This window comes from Serratia sp. M24T3, assembly GCF_000257645.1.
Lineage (GTDB): Bacteria > Pseudomonadota > Gammaproteobacteria > Enterobacterales > Enterobacteriaceae > Rouxiella.
The window spans coordinates 91,669-113,854 of record NZ_AJHJ01000003.1; the positions used below are offsets into that span (position 1 = coordinate 91,669).

Below are 22,186 nucleotides of genomic sequence, written 5' to 3' on the forward strand. Positions count from 1 at the left end.
CCTGATATCATCATAAAAAAGCCTGCCGCTCGCCGATTACTGCGTGTATTGGTTAACAATTTGGCGAATTTGTTGTTCTTCAAGCTCGCTGAATTGCACCGCATAGCGGCTTTCACCCACGTCGTGCCCCATCAGCACCAGCGCTTTTTTAACCGTGGCTGGCGAAAATCCGACGCTGTAAAGTTCGGTTCTCAGGCCGGTGACATTTTCCTGTGCCAAACGAGAACCGGTGATATCTCCGTCGCTAAATTTTGCCCAAATCGCATTGATTTCATTGGGGGCAACGTTGGCCAAACCGGAAATACAGGCTGAGCAGCCATCGACAAAGCCTTGATGAATCAGGGAGTCAGGGCCATTTAGCACGTTAAAGTTGCTGATGCCTTCTGCCGCCTTGAGAAATCCGCCCAGGCTTTCGTAGCTGCCGGCGCTGTCTTTAATGCCGATAATGTTTGGATGCGATGCGAGTGTGCGCACGGTTTCTGGCTGTAACGTGTTACCGGTTCGTGCCGGGATGTTATAAAGAAACAGCGGAACATCAAGACCATCGGCAATCGTCTGATAATGCCAAATCAGTTCTTCCTGTTTCAGCGGCACAAAATAGGGGGTAATCACCGAAACCGCATCCACGCCCAATTTGGCAATTTGCTTGCCCAGACGCAGCGTTTCACGGGTGGAAATCTCACCTATGTGGGCGACGACTGGCGCTTTACCGGCCACTTCGTCAACACAGGTTTGGGTCACGGCCAGCTTTTCTCGTTCATTGAGCACGAAAAACTCGCCATTGGTGCCGCCACAAAAAATGCCATTTCCTGCTGCCAGTTGACGACGAATTTGCGTGCGCATGGCGCGCTCTGAATAGTCACCCTGCTTATCAAAAGTAGTGACAATGGCGGTTAAAACGCCTTTAATTTCTTGGCTCATTTTGCAATTCCCCGAGTAATATTTTCTTTTGGAAACAATGTCAGATAAACGTTACGAACATCTTCTGCGCTAACCGGCATCGGTACATTTTTCATTAGCCGTTGAACGTCGAGTGCGGCATTCACCAGACTCGGTAGGTGGTCAGAACCAATTCCCAGTTCCTCGAGGCTTGCGGGCAGTTTTAGACGTTTAACCAGCGCGGAGAAATACTCAACCAGCGCCAGAGACTTCTGTTGTTCATCAAGTTGCCGATTGGCATCAGGAAGCAGGTCATAGGCCTGAGCGAACTTAGTCACCGCGGCAGGGCGAACAAAAGCCATGCAAGGAGCCAGCAGGATGGCGTTCGCTACACCGTGAGGAATGTGATATTTGCCACCGAGCGGATATGACATCGCATGCACCAAATGGGTGCCGGAATGGGCAATGGCGGCTCCGCCATAGTAAGAGGCCCACAGCATATCGAGTCGCGCCGCCAGATTTTCAGGCTCATTAAGCGTCGTTTCGAGGCTGGCAAACAGTTTTTTCAAGCCAATCAGCGCATAGTTGTCACTCACCGGATTGGCAATCGTCGCGGTAAAACACTCAATCAGGTGACATAAAGCATCAATGCCTGTCGATGATGCTATGTGGGCGGGCATGCTGGTGGTCAATTCGGGTGCCAGGATGACGTAATCAGGGATCATCACCGGAGAAATAATGCCAATCTTCGTTTGCTTCTCAGGGATGGCCAGAATGGCATTCGGCGTGGCTTCAGACCCGGTGCCTGCGGTGGTGGGAATTAGCAGTGACGCAGTGCGATGGAGTGGCTTTTCGCCTGCCAGCAGCGCATCCAGAGACAGCGCCCCCTGTTTGCAGAGTACCGACAGCAACTTGGCAACATCTAATACACTGCCGCCACCAACGCCGACCACCAGGTCAATGTCCTGAGTTTGTACAGAGGCCAACGTTGATGCAACGTCATGATGAGTCGGTTCCGGTGGAACGTTATCCACGATTTGCAGCAAAGCGACTTTGCTCGCGATCTGGCGGATTAATGCCTGAACAGCGGGTATGCCCACAATATTCTTGTCTGTGACTAACAGGACATTCCGCTTGCCGCAGAGCAGATAACCAATGTCGTTAAGTGTCTGATAACCGCTTAACAGGCTGCTATTTATGTTCATTCCCCTACCTTCTGTATTCATCGGTACATCAAAGATTGATTGAATTTCATCACCTGAAAATGCCGCCTTCGTTAAAGCGGACGCATAAATTTATAGATTAAATCGATGTCGATTAATTTGATCTTGCTCACATATAATCAATTATGATTGATTATAATCATTTCTGGCAAGGTGAACCGTGCAGCTCTTTACTCAATTATCCCCACCGGAAATGCGCGGGGCAGTAAAGCACTGACGTTCGCAGGTTATGAGAGGCAATACGAAACATGCTCGTTTATCAACGCGCAGCGAAGCAATGTACAGGCTGACCAATTAGTCACTGTAAAATCACGGTAGCCAATGTGTCTTACAGGCGATTATTGCATTGACCCAGATTAAATATTCCCAAACTTGTTTAATGTCATTTTCATTGTCTAATAAACGGCTCTTGCTACGGGTAATTATTACGTGAGGGAATTGTTATTGGACATTTATCGATGGGGTGGAATTGATTATTTATTAAAGTTTTAATTTTTCTGGTTAGATGTCGTGTTTAGTTAATAAAAAAATCACCTATCAATCAGAGTAATTTTGCATTAGTTACAAATGGTATTCTCTGCTTCCAAATGCTATTAATAAAATTACTGAATAAGTTTCGTAATTTCTAACCTCATTAGCTGGAGCAAGCATGCCGTATATCGAAGAAGTGATTGAGCAGGTTGAGCCTCGCATTATTCCTCTGATTGCCAGTTATGTACCAGAACTTGTTGCAACCCGTCACGATATTCATCAGCACCCTGAAATTGGTTTTGAAGAGAAACGCACGTCGGCAATTGTCGCCGAAAAGCTGACATCGTGGGGAATCGAGGTGATTCGCGGCTACGGCGTCACGGGCGTTATTGGCCTGCTTAAGGGGAAGCATCCGGGAAATCGCAAGACTATTGGTTTGCGCGCCGATATGGATGCACTGCCGATGCAGGAAGACACCGGTCTGCCTTATGCTTCTGTTTATCCGGGAAAATTTCACGGCTGTGGCCATGATGCACATACGACTATTTTGCTGGGCGCGGCGCGGTATCTGGCTGAGACCCGTGAATTTGCTGGCACGGTACAGTTTATTTTTCAGCCAGCGGAAGAGGGGCTGGGTGGAGCAAGAGCAATGATAGCCGATGGGCTGTTTCGTGATTACCCAGTGGATGAAATTTACGGACTGCATAATGCTCCTGCCGCTTACTCGAAGCCAAATCTATTAAAGGTTTCTGCCGGCGTTTCAATGGCGGGAGCAGACTTCTTTGATATTCGATTAAAAGGCAAAGGAGCTCATGCGGCTCATCCAGACGCCTCATTCGATCCCATTCCGGCGGTTGGTGCGCTTATTCAGGCGTTACAGACGATTGTTAGCCGTAATATTTCCCCATCTGATCCGGCGGTTCTTTCTATAACCCGTCTGGAAGCGGGATCGGCCTACAACGTTATTCCTGAAACCGCAGTTATTGCCGGAACCGTGCGCGCATTTTCAGACAGCGTTCGTGAAACCATTCGCCAAAGGATCCGAGACATCGCATCTTATACTGCTGCGGCACATAACCTGACGGTTGAAGTTGATATCCGCGACGTATTCTCGGTGTTATCCAATGATGAAAAAGCGACTGATTTTATTGCCGAATTGGGTCGGGAAGTGCTGGGCGAGTCACGTGTTTCAACGGTATCTAACCCTACTATGGGCAGTGAAGACTTTGCCGATATGCTAAAGCACGCGCCGGGTGCCTTCTTTACTTTGGGGCACGGCGGTGAGAAGCCGGTACACAATCCGGGGTTCACCATCGATGACAATATTTTGCCGGTTGGCGCAACGCTGTTTGCTCGACTGATTGAGAAACGATTAGCCGTCGCGGCGGGTTAATCGCCAATCGGTTAACTGACGGCGTCGCTGTAAAAATATTTATGTTAGTCAGAGACAGCAGAAAAAAATGCCCTGATCATTATTATCAGGGCATTAATATCAGGATTCGAACATCTGGGCACCGATGTAAGAGCCTTCCTGTGGGGCAGGGGGAATAAAGAATATCCCAGAGCCGATATGCGAGATATATTCGTTTAACGCGTCAGCGGCCCCCAATTGAGTTTGCAGCGTTTCAAACTGCGCCGGGTCTTTCTGATAGCTGATAAACAGTAATCCGGCACTCAGCATTCCGAGATTGCTCAGGCCGTCAGTATAATTATACGAACGTCGGAGGATTCGTATCCCTTTATTGTTTTCATGCGAAGCCAGGCTGATGTGCGCGGTGGCCGGAATAACCAGATTCCCAGCTTCATCTTTTTTGGTGAAATCTGGCGTATCAAACTCTTTGGTTCCGCTAAGCGGGGCACCCGAAACCTTGTGGCGGCCAAAAATATTATTTTGATCGCTGACCCGGTCGGTATCCCAGTTTTCCATGCGCATTTCAATTTTACGCACTACCTGATAACTGCCCTGTTGCTGCCAGGCTGGACCGCCATCTTTGATCCAGACGAATTTGTCGAAATCTGCCTTTTCGGTCAGGTTGCGCGTGCCGTCTTTAAAGCCAAACAGGTTACGCGGGGTTGATTGCCCTTTGCCTGCCGAAGCACGGCCAAAACCGAGCACGGACCAGCGAGTTTCAGCCGCCCCGGTCGATTTGGCGATGCGTGCCAGATTGCGGATAGCGTGATAGGCCACCTGCGGATCATCGGCGCAGGCCTGCAATGACAGGTCGCCGCCGGACAAATTGGCCTGCAGGTTGTCGCTTGGAAGCGCTATCAATTCGCGCATCAGGGCCGGTTTGAATTTAGCTAAACCATAAGTATCGCCAAACACGCGCGGGCCAAGTCCTACAGTAACAGTCAAGGAGGCAGGGCCTAAATCCATCGCCTCGCCGGTGTCCATCCCCACGCCGCTGTCACGAGCCGGTTCAACCTGGCCGATGGTTTCACCTTTCATTAATTGCGCAATAGCAGACGACCAGCGCGCAAGTAATACCTGCAAATCACGAGGATTGCTGGTGGTCAGATCAAAGGTCATGTACATGATATAGCGCTGTGGCGGTGTCGCGACTCCGGCCTGCGGGCCGTTACCATAAAACGCATGATCTTTGGATAAATCGACCATATCTTCCGGGTCGTTATTCGCCACTTCTTTGGTATGGGCGGATCCGGCCATCGGGATAGCCAGCGCACTGGCCACCGCTCCTTTTAATAAATTTCGACGTGAAAATACTCCGGCCTCCCTGGCCGGATTTTTATTACCTTTCATTGATCAGGCACCTCCGCTGGTCGCCACTTTCTCCGCAATTTTAGACAGCGGTTCTTGCAAAGCCTGCACGCTGCGGCTCAGCTTGGCGCCGTCTGCGGCTTTAATTTCAGCTGTGTAATATTTGAAACCGCCTGGATTCTTCGGCTCGCGATAGGTATCCAGCAGTTTGTTAACGGCATCGAACTGGTCGGATACGCGTTTGGTCAAATCAGGGTCGATCTTCTCAAGACCCGGTTTCAGGTAAGCAAACGACTGTTGCGCACCTTCAACGTTGCCCGCGAAGTCTACCAGATCGATGTGGCTGTAAGCTTCTTCTTCACCGCTAATTTTGGTGCCTTGTACTTCTTCCAGCAAGTCTGCAGCGCCGTTGGCCAAGTCTTCTGGCTTGTAGGTTAACTGTTTGGCGAGTTTATCCAGATGCGCCACGTTCTGTTGCAGTTCAGCCGCCAGTTTTTTGGTTTCTGGAGTGATCTTGCCATTCTGATACAGATCGCGTTCGATAGCGTGGAAGCCATGCCAGCCGACTTTAGGGTCAAGGTTAGAGGCGCGCATGTCAATCAGGTAGTCGAGGTTACCGGCGTTGTCGGTGGCCTTGAAACCAGGCAGCAGGAAGCCACTAACGTCAGACTCGATACGCTCGTAGAAAGGACGCGCTTTCGGATAATCTTCTTTGGCTTTTTCCAGATTGCCGGCATCGATGTCGCTCTTCAGGCGGTTTACGGCAACTACCATCGCATCAACGACGCCGTTAACATAAGTGGCATAGCCTTTAGTGCCATCGGCAAGCAGGCTACCGGTGCTGCCGGTTGGCTGTGCGGCACTTTTACCGGTGACGGTAAAGGCAACCATTTCCTTGGTCGCTCCCGGGCAGTACAGCTGATAAGAACCGCCGTCCAGCGTCAGGGTGAATTTTGAAGCGGGCAGACCCGGAGCCAGATTTTCTTTCTCACCCAGAATGCGGTTGTCGCTCAGCAGTTCAAGTTCGGTGAGGGAAGTGGCGGTCTTGTTCACGATGTTAAATGTAATCGGACCCGCTTTGGCAGAAGTGTGGTCAACCACGCATGAACCGCCATCAGCGCTGGTCATGGTGATGTTTACCTGAGAAACGCCATTTTTTACCGGTGCCTGAGCCGCATCCTGTGCGTTGGCATCAACAGAAAACATTAGCAGGGCGGTCAGACATCCTGCAGTTGCCAGAGCTTCTTTTCTTTTAAAAGTCTTCTTTAACATGAATCTGTCCTTTATTTGTTATCAGGTAAAGTCGTGCTGTGTTTGGAAGAAAGCTTTAAGCCTTCTTTTTGGAATTGATGTTTTTCTCGCTGACGGAGCTGGAAAAAACGCCTTAAGGCAATCATCAGGCAAGTTGCGGCCAGAAGTGCGAGAAATGCGGGCAGTAGACGAGCCCAGAAGCGGTAGGTCTCAAAGGTCTGGCGCTGATTCTGCAGTTGGCTCATCACGTCTTGCTGATAGGCATCGGTAACCTGCCAGCGGCACGCGGTATCCTGTGTTTGACCGTGAGCACTGATGGTGCGCGGCGATGAAAGCCCGCTGCCGGAAAGGGTAATCAGAGTTTCGGCCTGACCGGTTGCTGAAAGTAAAGCGCCCTGAGCGACGCTAACGTTGACCGTGCAGTTGACGGTCCATTTAGCATTGTAAGGACCCGGATGCAGGCCTGGGTTCAGGCCGATGGGAATGCGGTTACCGTAAAGCGCAACCACTTGATCCAGTGTCAAAACCGCCGGAACACCTTCAGGAGTGTAGGCGCGTTGTGAAGTCCACTGATCAACAGCAACACCACGATCGCGATAGGTTTTTTTCTCGGAATTAGGCAGCTGGGCAACGGCGGTTTTGCCATCGGCAGACTGGATATTGAGCTGGTAGCCTGCGCCATCACCGTTGACCAGACTGGCTTGTCCGGCGGCAACACCGTTGCTGACCAGCGGAGCGGAAGCCGGAAGATCAGGTTCATTATTCGGGTAAAAGGCGTATAGAGAAGCGGCGGAAAGCGCCAGAGCAGCTGCTCCGGCTAAAATGGCGCGGGCGGCAACTTTCGGGGCCGGGCGCAGGCGAGCTGGCCAAAACACCATCAGCGCAACCAGAACGATATACAGCACCCAACCCATGACTTCAATTTGACGCGGGTCGGCAGGGATGCCCAGCACGCCAGAGATGAGCGCAGACTGTACCGTACCCGGCGGCACCAGCCACATCAGGTTGGTAAACTTGTCTTGACCGACATTGAGCCAGCCTGCTTCGTGGGCGCTGCGCAAAGCTGAAATAATCAGTCCGGCTGCCACTAAAATCAGGAATAGGCCAGTAAAGCGGAAAAAACGACCGAGATTAATGCGGATACCGCCAGCGTAAAGTCCCCAGCCAATAAACACCGCCATCACCAATCCGATGATGGCTCCTACTGCTGCCCAGATAGCAGATTGCGCAACCGAGAAGGTCGCGAGCAGGAAAACGCTAGTTTCAAAGCCTTCTTTAAGCACCGCCAGAAAAGCCATGCTGGCCAGAGCAAAGGCGCTGGACTGGCTTATTGCTTCAGCGGCTTCTTGTTCCAGACTTTTTTTAATATTTTTAGCGTGGGTATTCATCCACATCACCATGCCGGTGACAAAGAATACCGCGACCAGACCAATCACCGCTTCCATTGATTCCTGGCTAGCCTGTGGCAATGCGCGTTCAGTCATGCTCAGGCCTACGCCGACAACCACGGAAAGCAGGACTGCCAGGAAGACACCTATCCACATTGCAGAAAGACTTTTTCCATTTTTACGTAAAAAAGCCGCAATAATGCCGACAATAAGCGCGGCCTCAAGACCTTCGCGTAGTGCGATAACAAAGGTTGCTAACACAGGGCAACTCCGAATCAATGAATGACTCATAGAATGATAATTATTATTAATATCACTATCATTCGTTGCATGGAAGATTAAGATGGTAACAAATAAGTTAAAGTATAATAAATGATTTCTTGGTGTATCTAATTATTTCATTGAAATTGGCATGAAAATAATAATTCATTATAAAACAAAGGGTAATGATATTTCCATCCAATGCGCCTTCACCTTAATGCTTTCTTAAGGTTGTGATTAAAAGGTTAAATAAGTAATCAAAATATTAGTTAGCCGTTAAATTAATATATTTAATCAGTGAGTGGTGCTGGAAATTTAGCGACGGATGAAAATAAAGTGCCTTTTTTTAAAAATCAAAAACGCCAAAAGAATCGTGATTTTATTAAAAAATATGAAGTAGAAGAGAAGGATATCGACATCCAGAGGGAGGTGACGGGCTTTATCATCTCTTCTTATGGCGTGGGAGGAACATGTTTTTATGACGGAGCCGTTGTGGTTGGATCAAGAAGGAGAATTTAAGCAAGGTCGAATTCACAGGATTCTGAAATAACGTTCGTCCAACAGTGCCAGAAGTCGTTTTGAACGCCATGCATGCGCAAATCATTGCCAAGACACAGGTTATGTTCCAGTCTGGCTGCAATGATGGCGGCCAGACTGGGGGTTGGGCTGTTTAGGTTAGGGTAAATATTTTCTGCAACTGAGAGAGTTGCTAAACATGTTTTGATTGATCGGCGGATGAATAATTCATGTTTTGCAAATCCTCGATAAGCCCGACGCCGGTGGGTTTCCAGCCCAGACGCTGCTGAGTCCAGCTGCCGGTAGCCTGTAAATCCAACGCGGCAAACATGGCGAACCAGCCAAAATGCTGCTGTGCGTTTTGCGGCAAAATTGAAACTGCCGGGATGCCAAGCCCGGTAGCAACTGCTTCGGCAATATCTCTGGCAGCAACCCCTTGTTCGTCAACGGCGTGATAACGTTCCCCTTTGCTGCCTTTATCGAGAACCTGGGCATAGAGTTTAGCAACATCCAGAACGTGTGCCGCTGGCCAACAGTTAGCCCCTTCATTGACATACGCCGCCGCCCCTTTTTCACGCGACATCTCAATGTACGGCGAGACTAGCCCTTGTTTAAAAGTATTGTGTACCTGTGGCAGGCGTACTACGCGAACGTCGATACCGGCCTCAAGGAGGACTTGCCCCTCGAGTTCCGAGGCGATACGAGGATTGGGATGCCGATGATTGAACACCGCTTCGCTAGCCGGTTTGCCGTCTTCGGCATCGCCCATTCCCGTCCCTGAAGTAATAATCAACGGACGATCCGAGCCTTTCAGTACACTGCCCATTGCCGAAATTACCCGCCGATCTGTTTCACAATTCGCGACAAAATTCGAAAAATCATGATTGAACGCCGTGTGAATCACTGCATCCGCTTTTTGCGCACCGGCAATAATACTGTCGAGATCTTCCAGCGTGCCGCGATGAACTTCAACGCCAGCTGCGGCCAGTGATTTTGCACCCGCATCCGAACGCGTCATGCCAATGACCTGATGTCCGGCGGCCAGTAGTTCGGAAACGATATGAGAGCCGATAAAGCCGGTCGCACCAGTAAGAAATACGCGCATGAGAAACCTCCTGAGTTGTGTAAAGGCTATGTTATCCCGATGGCTACAACCTAAAAGTAGTGACTTTATGCTGGTATAGCGGCTAACAGGATCTACGCCTTAAGCATTAACAAAACTCATTAGTTGCTGTTGTCGATAATTACGCTTAAATCTTTGGCATATAAACAAAATTCATACCCGATTAACGTTAATTACATTGCTTTTTTTAGCCCTGATTTATGCGAATAAATTGGAATTGCTAATGTAAGCTTTTCGTTAAAAATTAGAGGTTTTGAAAAACACACACACATAATCTATAACTAATAAACAACAATAGTGTGGTTTTTAGTTACAAATAATCGTTTATTAGCGCCTTCTAATACAGGTGGCAACTTATGAGCAAAGTCGATCATACTTTTCCCTTCGAAAGAAGAAAATTCATTAAACTTTTAGCGACCACCTCGGCACTTGGCGCGGTGTGCAGTTTTATTCCGGGGCACACAGTTTGGGCGATTGATTCAGCAACTGCGGCTAACGCGGCCTTTTCCACCTTCTTAAAGGTTTCAGAAACAATTTGCGGTTATTCCACGCTTGATAGCGCGCTGGGACAACGCATCTTTACGCTGATGCAGCAGCGCAATGCTTCATTGGGCGATCAGCTAAACAGCCTTCAATCCTTGCTAAATGCTGACATGAGCTCCGCCGAGATGCAGGGCAAGCTTCAAAGCGTGGATAAAAACCAGCAGGCCCTTTTCAGCGATATCTTGCGTGCCTGGCAGTTAGGGATCGTAGGGACAGGCAAAGAGGCCAGGGTAGTGGCGTATGAATTTGCGCTGATGTACAAGCCTATCGCCGATGTCATTGTTTTACCTACCTATGCTCACGGGGAACCGCACTACTGGGCCCATCCTCCTGTCTTTAAGAACGCGTAAGAGAATAAAAAATGAAAACCTCTCATTCTGCCACGGTTGTTATCGTCGGTTCAGGCATCGCTGGCTCGCAGATTGCTCAAAAGCTGCAAAAAGCTGGGATTGATACTTTAATGCTGGAAGCTGGACCGCGTATCGAGCGCTGGAAAATAGTAGAAAATTATCGCAATTCGCCTTTTAAAACCGATTTCCAGTCACCTTATCCGCCGTCTGCGCATGCGCCACACCCGCAATATTCTCCGGGTGATAACGGTTATTTCATTCAGTATGGGCCGGAGCCTTACAAAGCCGGTTATCTGCGCGTGGCAGGTGGCACAACCTGGCACTGGTCGGCGCAGGCGTGGCGTTTGCTGCCAAATGACATGAAATTGAAATCGCTTTACGGTGTGGGGCGCGACTGGCCTATCAGTTATGACGACCTTGAACCTTACTACTATGAATCCGAAGTCGAGATGGGCGTTGGCGGGCCTGAAGATACCGGTTCGCCGCGCAGCAAGCCTTATCCGCAGCCGCCTCTGCCGTTGTCTGACTTTGACAAGGCGTTCAAGAAAGTCGTCGACCAAAATGGTTACCACTTGATCACTGAGCCAGCGGCGCGCAATACACTGCCGTTCGACGGTCGCCCTGCGTGCTGTGGCAACAGCAACTGTATGCCCATTTGCCCAATTGAAGCCCAGTACACTGGCGAAACTGCGCTGCGTAAAGCGGAGCATGCCGGATCGGTTTTGCTGCCGAACGCGGTGGTTTACAAGATTGAGCATGACGAGAAAGGCAATATCACCTCGGTTCTTTATAAAGACCCCAATGGCGACAGTTTCCGCGTGACGGGTAAAATCTTCGTGTTGGCGGCCAACGCAATAGAAACGCCGAAACTGATGTTGATTTCCAAAAGTGATAAATATCCTAACGGGATTGGTAACACCACCGATAACGTCGGCCGTCACCTGATGGACCATCCCGGCACCTCGGTATATTTCCTGAGCAAAGAACCTATGTGGCCGGGGCGTGGTCCGATGCGCCTGAGCTGTATTAACAACCTGCGCGATGGGGCTTTCCGCTCTGAATATTCGGCGATGAAAATTAACCTCGGCAACTATTCCCCAACGCTTGCGGTTAGCAATTATCTGTTGAGCAAGGGAATATCCGGCAAAGAACTGCCTGCCATGGTGCGTGATTACGCTTCACGCTGGGTGGCGGTAAATACCTTCTTCGATATTCTACCGGATCGCGATAATCGTATCGTTGCGGTTGAGGATCAGAAAGACGCGCTGGGTATTCCGAAACCGGGCGTGCATTACCACATTAATGATTACATCAACAAGGCGCGCGACGTGGCGCACCAGCATTTTGACCATATTGCCGGACTGTTTGGCGGTACCGACGTGCGTCACGATGATAAGTATTTCAATAACAATCACATTATGGGCACGTTAATCATGGGTAATGACGCCAATGATTCGGTGGTCGATGCTGACCTGCGAACTCACGACCATCAAAACCTGTTTGTGGCCTCGAGTGGTGTGATGGCTAGCGCCGGTACGGTGAACTGCACACTGACACTCTCTGCGTTGGCAATGAGACTGGCTGATAAACTGATCGAGGAGTGCAAACACCTATGATGCGCCTCTTAATGAAAACATCACTGAAAACCTCTTTCAAAATGCTGTCGCTTGCCGGTTTATTATTCAGCGCCGCCAGTTATGCTCAAACGCCAGCGTCGGGCAGCCAAACTCTGAGTCTGGTCAAGCAGGGGGAATATCTCACCAAGGCAGCTGACTGCGAGGTGTGCCATACCTCTGAGGGCGGCACGACGTTTGCTGGTGGGCTGGCATTTAAAACGCCGTTCGGGGTGATCTACTCCTCGAACATCACACCGGATAAAACGACCGGTATCGGCAACTGGACCGAGCAACAGTTCAGCGATGCGCTCAAGCACGGCATCAGAGCTGACGGGCAAAACCTGTATCCGGCGATGCCTTATACTTCTTACTCGAAACTGACCGATGCAGACATCCATGCGATGTATGCGTATTTCATGTCGATTCAGGGGGTGAATCATAATCCGCCCGCTAACGAGTTAGGCTTCCCTTATAACCAGCGTCTGGCGCTCAAGGGCTGGAATCTGATCAACTTCCACTTCAAGCCGTTTGAAGAGGATCCAAAGCAGAGTGCTGAATGGAACCGGGGTAAGTATGTTGCCACCGCGCTGGGACACTGCGAGGAGTGCCATACGCCGCGTAATCTGGCAATGGGCTTGAGCGATAAAGCTTATGCCGGAGCCATGGTTGACGGTTGGGAGGCGTTTAATATTTCGTCTGATAAAACCTCGGGGATTGGCACCTGGAGTCACGATGATCTGATGCAGTACTTGCGCAGCGGTTCACTGCCGGGCAAAGCTACTACCGGCGGCGGGATGGCAGATGTCATATCTCACAGCCTGCGTTTCCTCACGCCTGAAGACCTCAGCGCGCTGGCCACCTATATTAAAAGTGTGCCTGCGCAGCAAACGTCGTCAAAAGACCGTTCCAGCGCAGGTCAGAATGCTCAGAGCGATATTACACAAGACGTGCGCGGTATGCCGATTGACGATGCCAACCCTTCGGGTGCGGTATTATTCAACGGAAACTGTGCTAGCTGTCACGGCACTAACGGGCAGGGGATTGGCGATAACAAGTTTTATCCTTCACTGTCGCAGAACAGTGTAGTGGGTTCTGACAAGCCGAATAATCTGGTGCAGATTATCCTGCACGGCGTCGATCGTGTGAACGGTGCCGGTGAGCATATTGTGATGCCTGGCTTTGGGGATAATCTCAACGATGCGCAGATTGCGACCCTGACCAACTACGTTCGCACCCAGTTTGGACACGGCGGCACCGCGGTAGATGCCCCGTCAGTCAAAAGTCTGCGCGAAAACAATGTAACGGTTATTCCAGGATACCTGTTGATTCTGGCAGGCTTGATTGGGGTACTGATTATCATCGCGCTGATTGTGTTCTTCAGACGCAAGAAGAAAGCCTAAAATAATGGCTCTCCCGCGCAACGTGGGGGAGCCAGCTCTTTTCTCGTCAGTCAAACTGCCAGTATGGCGGTGTGCCGTAAACCTCCACAAAATAGTCAATCACCGCCCTGACATTCAGCGGCGGATGGCGCGCGTGCGGGTAAATCGCGGCAATGTGCTGCGGCTCGGTTTTAATCGCAGCCTGATAGTCGCTCATGACTATCACCAGCTCGCCTTTCTTGATGCTGTCGCCTATCAACCAGTCAGGAAATAGCACCATGCCCATGCCGTCCAGCGCCGCGGTTAGCAGCGTTTCGGCGTTATTGGAGGTCAGCAGGGCGGCAACCGGCGAATGCGCCCAACTGCTATCAGGCGCGCGGAACAACCAGCGGTTAGGGCCGGACGAACCGCCATACACCAGACATTGGTGCCCAGGCAGCTGTTCGGGTTTTTCGGGAGCGCCGTATTTTTCTATATATTGCGGCGACGCTGTCAGATGATAGCGCTGGGTGCAGAGTACGCGCGCATGAATCGAGGAGTCGGTCAGTGTGCCAATGCGAAAAATCACGTCAGAGGCGTCGCGATGGGGATCTATGTAGTCATCGGTCTGGATTAATTCCATCAACAGGCGAGGGTAGCGCGTGGACAAACCGGTCAGCCACGGCGCAATGTGTCGTTGTCCAAAAAACACCGGCGCATTGATTCTGATCAGACCTGCGGGTTCTAAAGCCCGGTCTTGCAATTCTTTGCGCGCCTCGCTGAGCTGCTCGGTCATGGTGCGAGCATATTCCACGAATAAACGACCGGCTTCGGTGGGGATCACGGCCCGCGTATTGCGATAAAACAGCTGCTGCCCGAGGGTATCTTCCAATTGAAGGATCACTCTAGACACCATCGATGCCGATACGCCTTCTCTTCGCGCCACCAGCGAGAAACTTTGCGCATCAAAAACGCCGATAAAAAATAGCAAAGTACGAAAGTTTATCGCGCTGGCGTCATACATTGTCTCGGTTCCTGCAAAGATGTTTCGCAGATTATACTGTTTCTTACCGTCCGCTGCATATTAAGTGATTACGCAGGGTATAATCGTAAATACATACAACAAACAAATAATAGAGAATACAAATAATATGAATGACAGTCATAACCCGTCTGCCGTAGACGAGTTGGATCAGGCAATGCGGGTTTCGCAGGTTCTAAAATCTCCAAAGCTTTTGACCCGGGAATGTCTGGCTGGAGTGGTGACTGCGCTGGCACTGATCCCCGAGGTTATTTCCTTTTCAGTGATTGCGGGTGTCGATCCAAAAGTCAGTTTGATAGCCTCGATCGTGTTGTGTTTGACGCTTTCTATTCTGGGCGGTCGTCCGGCGATGGTATCGGCGGCGGCGGGTTCAGTGGCGCTGGTGATTGGGCCGATGGTGCACGCTCACGGTGTTGAATACATTTTGCCAACGGTGATTCTGGGCGGAATGGTTCAAATCTTGTTTGGCCTTTCCGGCCTGTCTCGCATGATGCGTTATATCCCACGTTCGGTGATGATCGGTTTCGTCAATGCGTTGGGGATCCTCATATTTTTTGCACAGGTGCCGCACGTTTGGGGGCAATCCAATCTGGTTTGGGTAATGTTTGCCGTCACGCTATTGATTGTCCTGCTGTTACCAAGAATCCTCAAAACTGTGCCTTCGCCGCTGATTGCCATTATTGTGGTTACCGCCGTGGCGCTGCTGATGGGCTACAGAATGCCAAACGTCGGTGATGAAGGCCCGATGAGCGCCGGTCTGCCGGGCTTTACTCACTTGCTGGTGCCGCTGAACTGGCAAACGCTGCAAATTATCTGGCCGACGGCGCTGAGTGTGGCTTTTGTCGGGCTAATGGAATCACTGCTGACCGCCAAACTGGTGGATGATTTAACCGACACGCCTTCCAGCAAGCGCCGCGAATCCTGGGGGCTTGGTGTAGGCAACATTCTTGCCGGTTTTTATGGTGGTATCGCCGGTTGTGCGATGATCGGTCAGACTATTGTAAACGTTGAACTGGGCAAGGCGCGGAGTAGAGTTTCAACCGTAGCTGCCGCGGTGGTTTTACTGTTGTTGGTGACCACGCTGAGCAAGCTGTTGGCGCAAATTCCGATGGTGGTGCTGGCTGGTATCATGATGGTGGTGGCGGTGAAAACAGTGAACTGGCACAGCCTGCAACCGGCAACGCTGAAACGCATGCCGTGGTCGGAAACGCTGATTATGGTGCTTACTGTGGCGATTACAGTGTGGACCAGCAACCTGGCGCTCGGGGTATTGGCCGGTGCTGTGGTGGCGATGATTCTGTTTGCTCGCCGCATTGCGCATGTCATTCACGCTGAACGTGCCGTCAGTGAAGGCGGTGATAGCGTGCGTTATACCGTACACGGCCCGTTATTCTTCGCCAGCAGCAATGACCTTTTCGAACACTTTGATTATGCTCACGATCCGAAACGGGTCATTATCGACCTGACTCATGCGCAAATTTGGGATGCTTCAACGGTAGCGGCTCTTGACGGTATCGAATACCGTTACCTGCGCTATGGCGCTCAAGTTACCATTGAAGGGCTTGATGGCCGCAGCAGCGACTTCCATAGTAAGCTGAGCGGAAATCTCGGTTAATACAAAGATAAAAGCCCTGACTTTGATAGCCAGGGCTTTTAGGTTACTTCAGACTTGATATTTAACATTAATAACTTAATGAGTACTTTCAATTTAGATACTGCTATAAATGTCCATGTTTGAAACAGATAACATCGGGCGTTAGATTTATCACCAAACCTCCCAAATAAATACCCGTTTTAATAACTTTCCTACCTTGTATTGAATAAAGGTGGAGTAAGTCAAACACGTTCATTTCCCCTCGCGATATAGACTCTTTGATGCGCGGCCTTACTTTCATTGCGATGTTGTTAAAAGCCTTTTTCAAGGGCGTTATCGCAACTATATCCAATAAAACATAGCCTTACATCATCGCGTTTTGGTCCCCATCCTGCGATTGTCGATACTGACTACGTGGCCTGAAAGCATTAATCGGTGAGAATGCAATATTCGTGACACCGATTACTCATACAACAAACTTCGTGGCCTTTATCGCAAAAAATAATTTAATGAAACAGCAAAATCGTATTTTTCGATACAAAGAGCATATTTCATATTAACGGCGAACTCACTTATCGCTGCCGTTGATGACCACTCTACGATGATTAGAAATAGAGTCAATACTGTTTTTAAGAACATGCTTTTATTAACAGTGCTTATTTCAACAGGGGTTGGTTCAAAAGGTTGAAAATATAATAGATAACGGATTTTTGGATTCCTGGTTTGGTGCTTTTGGCCTCGGCGATTGCGGGGTCGTCCATGACATGCTGAACAGGGCAGAGGAGGAGAGGCTCAGCTCAGGCAAAAATTAGTTTTACTGGTATGTAGTTTTTAACTGATATGTAGTTATTTGCTGATGTGAAGTGATAAGCAAACGTAAAGAAAATCTCATAATTTTCTTATGAAAAGAGGGGGTGAATTCATTAGTGAATGTTAACTTTCGATAAAAATGTGGTTTAGATCCCATTGATAATCAATAAGTAGCGATTAAACCTACCTTAACTGAAATTCAATCTGGCATGTTAAGAATTATTACATTATATTCACTAATGTGTTTGTTGCTGCATATCATAAAAAATTGCTTTCCATCATGAGGGTTAAGATATGAAATCAAAGCTGGCACCCCGTATCCTGTTATCTTGCTTGGCTTTAGCCATTATTCCCTCGGCTAATGCAGCGACCGTCACCGGGACGTTTCAGGTCCTGATTACCATCCTCAAATCTTGTAGTGTTACTGCCGGTTCAGGTTCCAATATCAATCTTGGATCTGTTGACTCCACGGCGGTTAATACCAGCGGTACCAGTGTTATCACTGCTAATTGCTCCAAAACTACCCCTTACTTTATTGGCCTGTCTCCCTCTACTGCCAACGGCGGCACGACCACGGGATCCGGTTCAATGTCATCAGTGGCTAACGCTACGAACAACACCGATAAAGTTCCTTATCAGTTAAATCAGACTTCAGCGACTGGGCCAGTCTGGGGCAATACGGCGACCACCACGACAGTGGGCAACGGCGTTGCAGCAACCGGAACCGGAGCAGCGCAAACATTTAACGTTTACGCCACTGCGGCCAGTGCCAATTTTACGCCTGACAGCTATGCCGATATTGTTACTGTAACGGTGAACTACTGATTAATTTAGCTTTACTGATCCAAAGTTGCCCATCCAGGAAAGGAGATTACGTTGAAATTGCTTGTGCGGCAGTGGGTATTTGCATGCTTGTTAGGGACATCGGTTTGGGGCACTCAGGCAGCGGCGAGTGGCCTGCAGGTTTCACCGGTAACCTTGATCTTGCCGGGAAACCAAAATGCAACTGGACTGTGGTTAAGCAATGAAGGCGATAACGTAGTTAATGCTCAGGTGCGTATTTATCGCTGGAGTCAGAGTAACTTCAGCGATAATTTAACGGCTTCACAGTCGCTGGTGGCCAGTCCGCCAATGCTGGCACTGGCTCCTGGAGAGCGGCAATTAATCCGTATAATTCGCGTAGGGCCAACCTCCAACAGTCTGGAGGATGCTTATCGACTGGCTATTGATGAATTACCACCGCCTATTCTTCAAAAGAATAAATTGCAATTTGTTTTACATTATTCGGTTCCGGTTTTTATTCAGCCAGCCAGTATGCCGGTCGGATCGGTAAAATTGCAGTGGGGGCTTGTACATGTTGGAAATAAAGCTTTTCTGGAGGTTAATAATCTAGGGAATAGCCATGCACAGCTCTCGGCAGCAACTTATGTCAGTGCTAAAGGAACTCGCAAAGATATTACACCTGGATTATTAGGTTACGTTCTTCCAGGCGCGACTATGCGTTGGATATTACCAGTCTCTTACGATAACTACACCCATGGAAGCAAAATTGAAGTAACAATCAATGGTGAAAAAACCCTACAGGATTTGTAGTAACCCAAGTCGTCTGGTAAAAGTTTTTTTTCTTAATGGAATATTAATATCTGGAGCTGCGTCCGCAGACGTTAATAATTATAGCGGACCTGTGGACGGTATTATTAATGATAATTCACATATTCCCGGCTTAGACCTATATCTTGACGTCACCCTTAATGGAAATCATGTGGGGCTGGCACATTTTGGTTACGCCGAAAAAAAACTCTATGCCAGCGTAAGCACCCTGCGCCAGCTGGGTTTCCGGTTGCCGAAAGGGGCATCAGAAGCGGTGTGCCTGAGCGATATTAAACAATTAAAAATTGATTATGATGCCCACCAACAAACGCTGGGCCTGACAGGGCCACTGAGTTTACTCGATTCAGCTACTATTCAGCTTAATGATTATGATAACAATCGTCCTAGCGTAGCTAATTCCAGCGGTATGCTGCTGAACTATGATATTTATGCGGCTAAACAAAATGGCACCACCGCTAATTCTTTCACCGAGTTTCCGCGCCTTTAATTCGGCTGGAGTATTCAGCTCGACACAGCTGACCCAATATTCAGAGCAGAACCAATATTCTGGTCAGCGTAATCAGGTAAACCGGTTGGATACCAGCTGGAGATCGTCCTTTCCAGACCAGTTAATTGCGGTAAATATTGGTGATACGTTGACCGGCGCATTATCCTGGTCACGGCCGACGCGAATTGCCGGTATACAAATTGGTACTGACTACAGCCTGCAACCTAATCTTCGCACTACGCCTTTGCCGTCGTTCCTGGGGTCGGCCACTTTGCCTTCTAACGTCGAACTGTATGTCGACGGTATGAAATATTATACCGGGCAGGTCCCGTCCGGTAATTTCCAAATTAACACCATGCCCAGTATTAGCGGTGCTGGTGATGCGCAAATTATCACCACCGACGCACTAGGTAGAACGACGACTCAAAGCTTTTCTTTCTATAACGATCAGCAACTGCTGCGCCAGGGACTGACAAACTGGTCAGCCGAGCTGGGCGTAGTGCGTAAGAATTATGGCTACTCTTCTTTTGATTATGGCAGCGCGCCGGCGCTTAGCGGAACCTGGCGCTATGGGGTAAACAATAGTTTCACTGCCGGGGCGCATTCTGAAGCAACAAGCGGGCTTGCCAATGCCGGAGTCAGCAGCGACTGGATCCCCGGTTCGCGCAGCGGCACCATTTCAACTTCGCTTGCCTTTAGTTCCTACCGCGGTAGAAGCGGATCACTTTACAGTATCGGCTACCGCTGGACCGGCGGTCGCTTTAGTTTCGCTGCCAGCACCACGGCCACCACGGGCAATTATCATGATGTAGCAACCCATTATGGGGCAGCGCCACCTGAACTGAACAGCAATGCCGTTATTGGTTATGACACCGGATATTTCGGCAATGTCAGCCTCAGCTATCTGCAATTTCGTTATCCTCAGGAAAGTTCTATTCGCTATGCCAATGCCAACTGGTTCAAGCCGGTCACCGATAATTTCTTTATTAGTGCGGGCCTAAATCAAAATATTGATAACAGCAAAGACCGCAGTCTTTACATGATGGTCACCGTAACGCTTAGCGATCGCATTTCTGCCAGCACCACGGTACAGCGCACTAATGGCAGCACGGGCTATCTTGCCAATGCCAGCCAGTCGTTGCCTTCTGAAGGAGGTTGGGGCTGGAATGTCGCGGCCAATCAGCAGGATTCTCGGCAGAGCGGGCAAGGAGAGCTGGGTTATCAGGGGAATTATGGCAAGGTTTATGCCGGTTATAACACGTTGCCTGATAGTCATTACGGTTATGCAGGGGCAACGGGATCCGTGGTAATGATGGGCGGTGGGCTATTTGCCGCTCGGGAAATTACCAATGGTTTTGCGGTGGTTTCTACCGATGGCGTTGCGAATGTGCCGGTTAAACTGCAAAACAACCTGGTGGGCAACAGTAATGATAAAGGGCTGCTTCTGGTCACACCGTTGAACAGTTATCAACGAAATCTGTTGAGCATCGATCCCATGGATCTGCCTGCCAATACACAGATAACCAGGGTTAATGCCAACGCCACGCCGGGCGACCGCTCTGGTGCAATGGTGAAATTCACCATCAAACCGATCAGGGCTGCGCAGGTAATACTGACCGATGTTACTGGCAAGGTTATCCCTGAAGGCAGTCAGGTGCGATTAAATTCTCGCGGCCCGAGTCTGGTAGTTGGTTTTGATGGCATGGTTTATTTTGACGCGCTGGAGCAGCACAACAGCTTGCAAGTGACAACGGCTGCGGGTGTCTGTTCCGTGCAATTCGATTATCCCCAAAAGGCAGAAGGGATCCCACAAATTGGCCCGTTAACCTGTAAGTAAGGCCGGCGAGTCGAGGAGCTAGTGAATGCACATAAGAAATTTGTTGTTATTGATGCTGTTAGGGCTATCTCCATCGCTAGGTTATGCGATCACCTGCTCGGTGAGTAACGTTCAGTCGGTGAATTTCTCGACGGTTAACCCGCTGGTGACTGCTACTCCGACCACCAGCATGACCTTTAGTTACTCTTGTACGCGTGGGGTATTGGATACATTGGTTGGGGGCGTCACTTTATGCTTTAACATTGGCGCCTCGACCAATACTAATCAGGTCACTACGCGGGCGATGGCTAATACTGGTACTCCGGCGGGCACGTTAAGCTATCAGCTTTATCAAAACACTGGAGGTACGGTATGGGGGAGTCAGTATGTTGCGGGAACAACGCCAGTGATGGCCAATTTGGGATCACTGGCCATTGGTGTTCCCACCGGGGGGAGTTTGACGGTTTACGGGACGTTATCCACGCCACAAACCACGGCTACTCCAGGCAGTTACACTGATAACTTTTCGGCGGCGACCGCGGTAGTAACGTCAAATACTGCGCTGTTGATCCCACCCGGCACTTGCGGCTCGACGGTGATTTCAAACTTTGCTTTCAGCGTGTTGGCTACCGTTGCCAAGCAGTGTACCCTGACTACCAACGGCAATATTAACCTCGGTTCTGTCAGTGCCACAGCGGTCAATACCGCCTCCAGCAACACGCTTAGCGTGGACTGCACCAACAGCACGCCCTATACCATAGGACTGGTTCCTTCAAACAGCAGCACCACGGGCGCGGGTGTAATGTCAGGCACCGCACCCAATAAGGATACTGTGCCTTATCAGCTCAGGTCTACCAGTGGGATCAATGGCGTAATCTGGGGCAGTAGCGCGGCAAACAGTATTGCCGGGACTGGAAGCGGTTCGGCCACCACTTATACAGTCTATGCTACCGCTGCGAGTGCAAATTACACTCCCGGCAGCTATTCAGATACCGTTACTGTCAATGTCACTTATTGAACGTGAGAACAGATAAAGGTTTTTACCGCAGGCATGATGAGCCTATCGGCTATAACCTTTATCAATCCCATGACTTTTTTAATCAGCCGCTATTATTTGTCAATTCTAGT

Annotated in this window: 16 protein-coding genes and 1 pseudogene; 10 read left to right on the forward strand and 7 right to left on the reverse strand. The window is 49.7% G+C overall.

The genetic code is table 11. The annotated features are described in order from the left end of the window. Nucleotides 1-36: 36 nt before the first annotated feature. Nucleotides 37-921 carry a dihydrodipicolinate synthase family protein gene (locus SPM24T3_RS03795; RefSeq protein ID WP_009635376.1) on the reverse strand — a complete coding sequence of 295 codons (885 nt, stop codon included), beginning with the start codon at nt 919-921 and terminating at the stop codon, nt 37-39. Further along, complete coding sequence (locus tag SPM24T3_RS03800; protein ID WP_009635377.1) at nt 918-2,084, reverse strand: iron-containing alcohol dehydrogenase; 1,167 nt, start codon at nt 2,082-2,084, stop codon at nt 918-920. Before SPM24T3_RS03800 ends, SPM24T3_RS03795 begins: the two co-directional genes overlap by 4 nt. Nucleotides 2,085-2,751: 667 nt before the next feature. Here SPM24T3_RS03800 and SPM24T3_RS03805 point away from each other — a divergent pair. After that, nucleotides 2,752-3,966 carry a M20 aminoacylase family protein gene (locus tag SPM24T3_RS03805; protein WP_009635378.1) on the forward strand — a complete coding sequence of 405 codons (1,215 nt, stop codon included), beginning with the start codon at nt 2,752-2,754 and terminating at the stop codon, nt 3,964-3,966. Between the two features lie 99 nt (nt 3,967-4,065). Here the strand turns inward: SPM24T3_RS03805 and efeB are convergent, their stop codons facing one another. From efeB to efeU, 3 genes are read right to left on the reverse strand one after another with little or no spacing between them, the layout of a single operon-like run. After that, complete coding sequence (gene efeB, locus SPM24T3_RS03810; protein WP_009635379.1) at nt 4,066-5,334, reverse strand: iron uptake transporter deferrochelatase/peroxidase subunit; 1,269 nt, start codon at nt 5,332-5,334, stop codon at nt 4,066-4,068. A gap of 3 nt (nt 5,335-5,337) precedes the next feature. Beyond that, a complete protein-coding gene (efeO, locus tag SPM24T3_RS03815; protein ID WP_009635381.1) occupies nt 5,338-6,564 on the reverse strand; it encodes an iron uptake system protein EfeO in 1,227 nt (408 codons plus the stop codon). Between the two features lie 11 nt (nt 6,565-6,575). Next, nucleotides 6,576-8,192 carry an iron uptake transporter permease EfeU gene (efeU, locus tag SPM24T3_RS03820; protein ID WP_009635382.1) on the reverse strand — a complete coding sequence of 539 codons (1,617 nt, stop codon included), beginning with the start codon at nt 8,190-8,192 and terminating at the stop codon, nt 6,576-6,578. Between the two features lie 297 nt (nt 8,193-8,489). Here efeU and SPM24T3_RS25390 point away from each other — a divergent pair, with 297 nt between their 5' ends. After that, nucleotides 8,490-8,711, forward strand: coding sequence for a hypothetical protein (locus tag SPM24T3_RS25390; protein WP_157135236.1), 222 nt, complete (start codon nt 8,490-8,492; stop codon nt 8,709-8,711). A gap of 190 nt (nt 8,712-8,901) precedes the next feature. Here the strand turns inward: SPM24T3_RS25390 and SPM24T3_RS03825 are convergent, their stop codons facing one another. Continuing rightward, nucleotides 8,902-9,813, reverse strand: coding sequence for an SDR family oxidoreductase (locus SPM24T3_RS03825; protein WP_009635384.1), 912 nt, complete (start codon nt 9,811-9,813; stop codon nt 8,902-8,904). A gap of 374 nt (nt 9,814-10,187) precedes the next feature. Here SPM24T3_RS03825 and SPM24T3_RS03830 point away from each other — a divergent pair, with 374 nt between their 5' ends. The 3 genes from SPM24T3_RS03830 to SPM24T3_RS03840 are packed head-to-tail and all read left to right on the forward strand — an operon-like array spanning nt 10,188 to nt 13,740. Then, nucleotides 10,188-10,724 carry a sugar dehydrogenase complex small subunit gene (locus SPM24T3_RS03830; protein WP_009635385.1) on the forward strand — a complete coding sequence of 179 codons (537 nt, stop codon included), beginning with the start codon at nt 10,188-10,190 and terminating at the stop codon, nt 10,722-10,724. Nucleotides 10,725-10,735: 11 nt separating this feature from the next. Then, nucleotides 10,736-12,340 carry a GMC family oxidoreductase gene (locus tag SPM24T3_RS03835; RefSeq protein ID WP_009635386.1) on the forward strand — a complete coding sequence of 535 codons (1,605 nt, stop codon included), beginning with the start codon at nt 10,736-10,738 and terminating at the stop codon, nt 12,338-12,340. Next, nucleotides 12,337-13,740: a cytochrome c gene (locus SPM24T3_RS03840; protein WP_009635387.1), complete on the forward strand. Its 1,404-nt coding sequence runs from the start codon at nt 12,337-12,339 to the stop codon at nt 13,738-13,740. Before SPM24T3_RS03835 ends, SPM24T3_RS03840 begins: the two co-directional genes overlap by 4 nt. A gap of 46 nt (nt 13,741-13,786) precedes the next feature. Here the strand turns inward: SPM24T3_RS03840 and SPM24T3_RS03845 are convergent, their stop codons facing one another. Then, nucleotides 13,787-14,722, reverse strand: coding sequence for a LysR family transcriptional regulator (locus SPM24T3_RS03845; RefSeq protein WP_009635388.1), 936 nt, complete (start codon nt 14,720-14,722; stop codon nt 13,787-13,789). Between the two features lie 127 nt (nt 14,723-14,849). On the opposite strand from SPM24T3_RS03845, the gene SPM24T3_RS03850 reads away from it, so the two are divergent. From SPM24T3_RS03850 to SPM24T3_RS03870, 5 genes and pseudogenes are all read left to right on the forward strand, one after another. Continuing rightward, nucleotides 14,850-16,355: a SulP family inorganic anion transporter gene (locus tag SPM24T3_RS03850; RefSeq protein ID WP_009635389.1), complete on the forward strand. Its 1,506-nt coding sequence runs from the start codon at nt 14,850-14,852 to the stop codon at nt 16,353-16,355. A gap of 1,083 nt (nt 16,356-17,438) precedes the next feature. Then, nucleotides 17,439-17,969 (forward strand): spore coat protein U domain-containing protein, encoded by a 531-nt coding sequence (locus SPM24T3_RS03855; protein WP_009635390.1) that lies wholly within the window; start codon nt 17,439-17,441, stop codon nt 17,967-17,969. Between the two features lie 45 nt (nt 17,970-18,014). Continuing rightward, the gene (locus SPM24T3_RS03860; protein WP_037377498.1) at nt 18,015-18,737 is read left to right on the forward strand and encodes a molecular chaperone; all 723 of its coding nucleotides are present in this window, start codon (nt 18,015-18,017) and stop codon (nt 18,735-18,737) included. Further along, nucleotides 18,709-21,079: pseudogene (locus SPM24T3_RS03865) on the forward strand (fimbria/pilus outer membrane usher protein). The gene SPM24T3_RS03860 and the pseudogene SPM24T3_RS03865 overlap by 29 nt, the downstream one beginning before the upstream one ends. A 25-nt stretch (nt 21,080-21,104) precedes the next feature. Further along, nucleotides 21,105-22,076, forward strand: coding sequence for a spore coat protein U domain-containing protein (locus SPM24T3_RS03870; protein ID WP_009635392.1), 972 nt, complete (start codon nt 21,105-21,107; stop codon nt 22,074-22,076). The last annotated feature ends 110 nt before the right edge of the window (nt 22,077-22,186 follow it).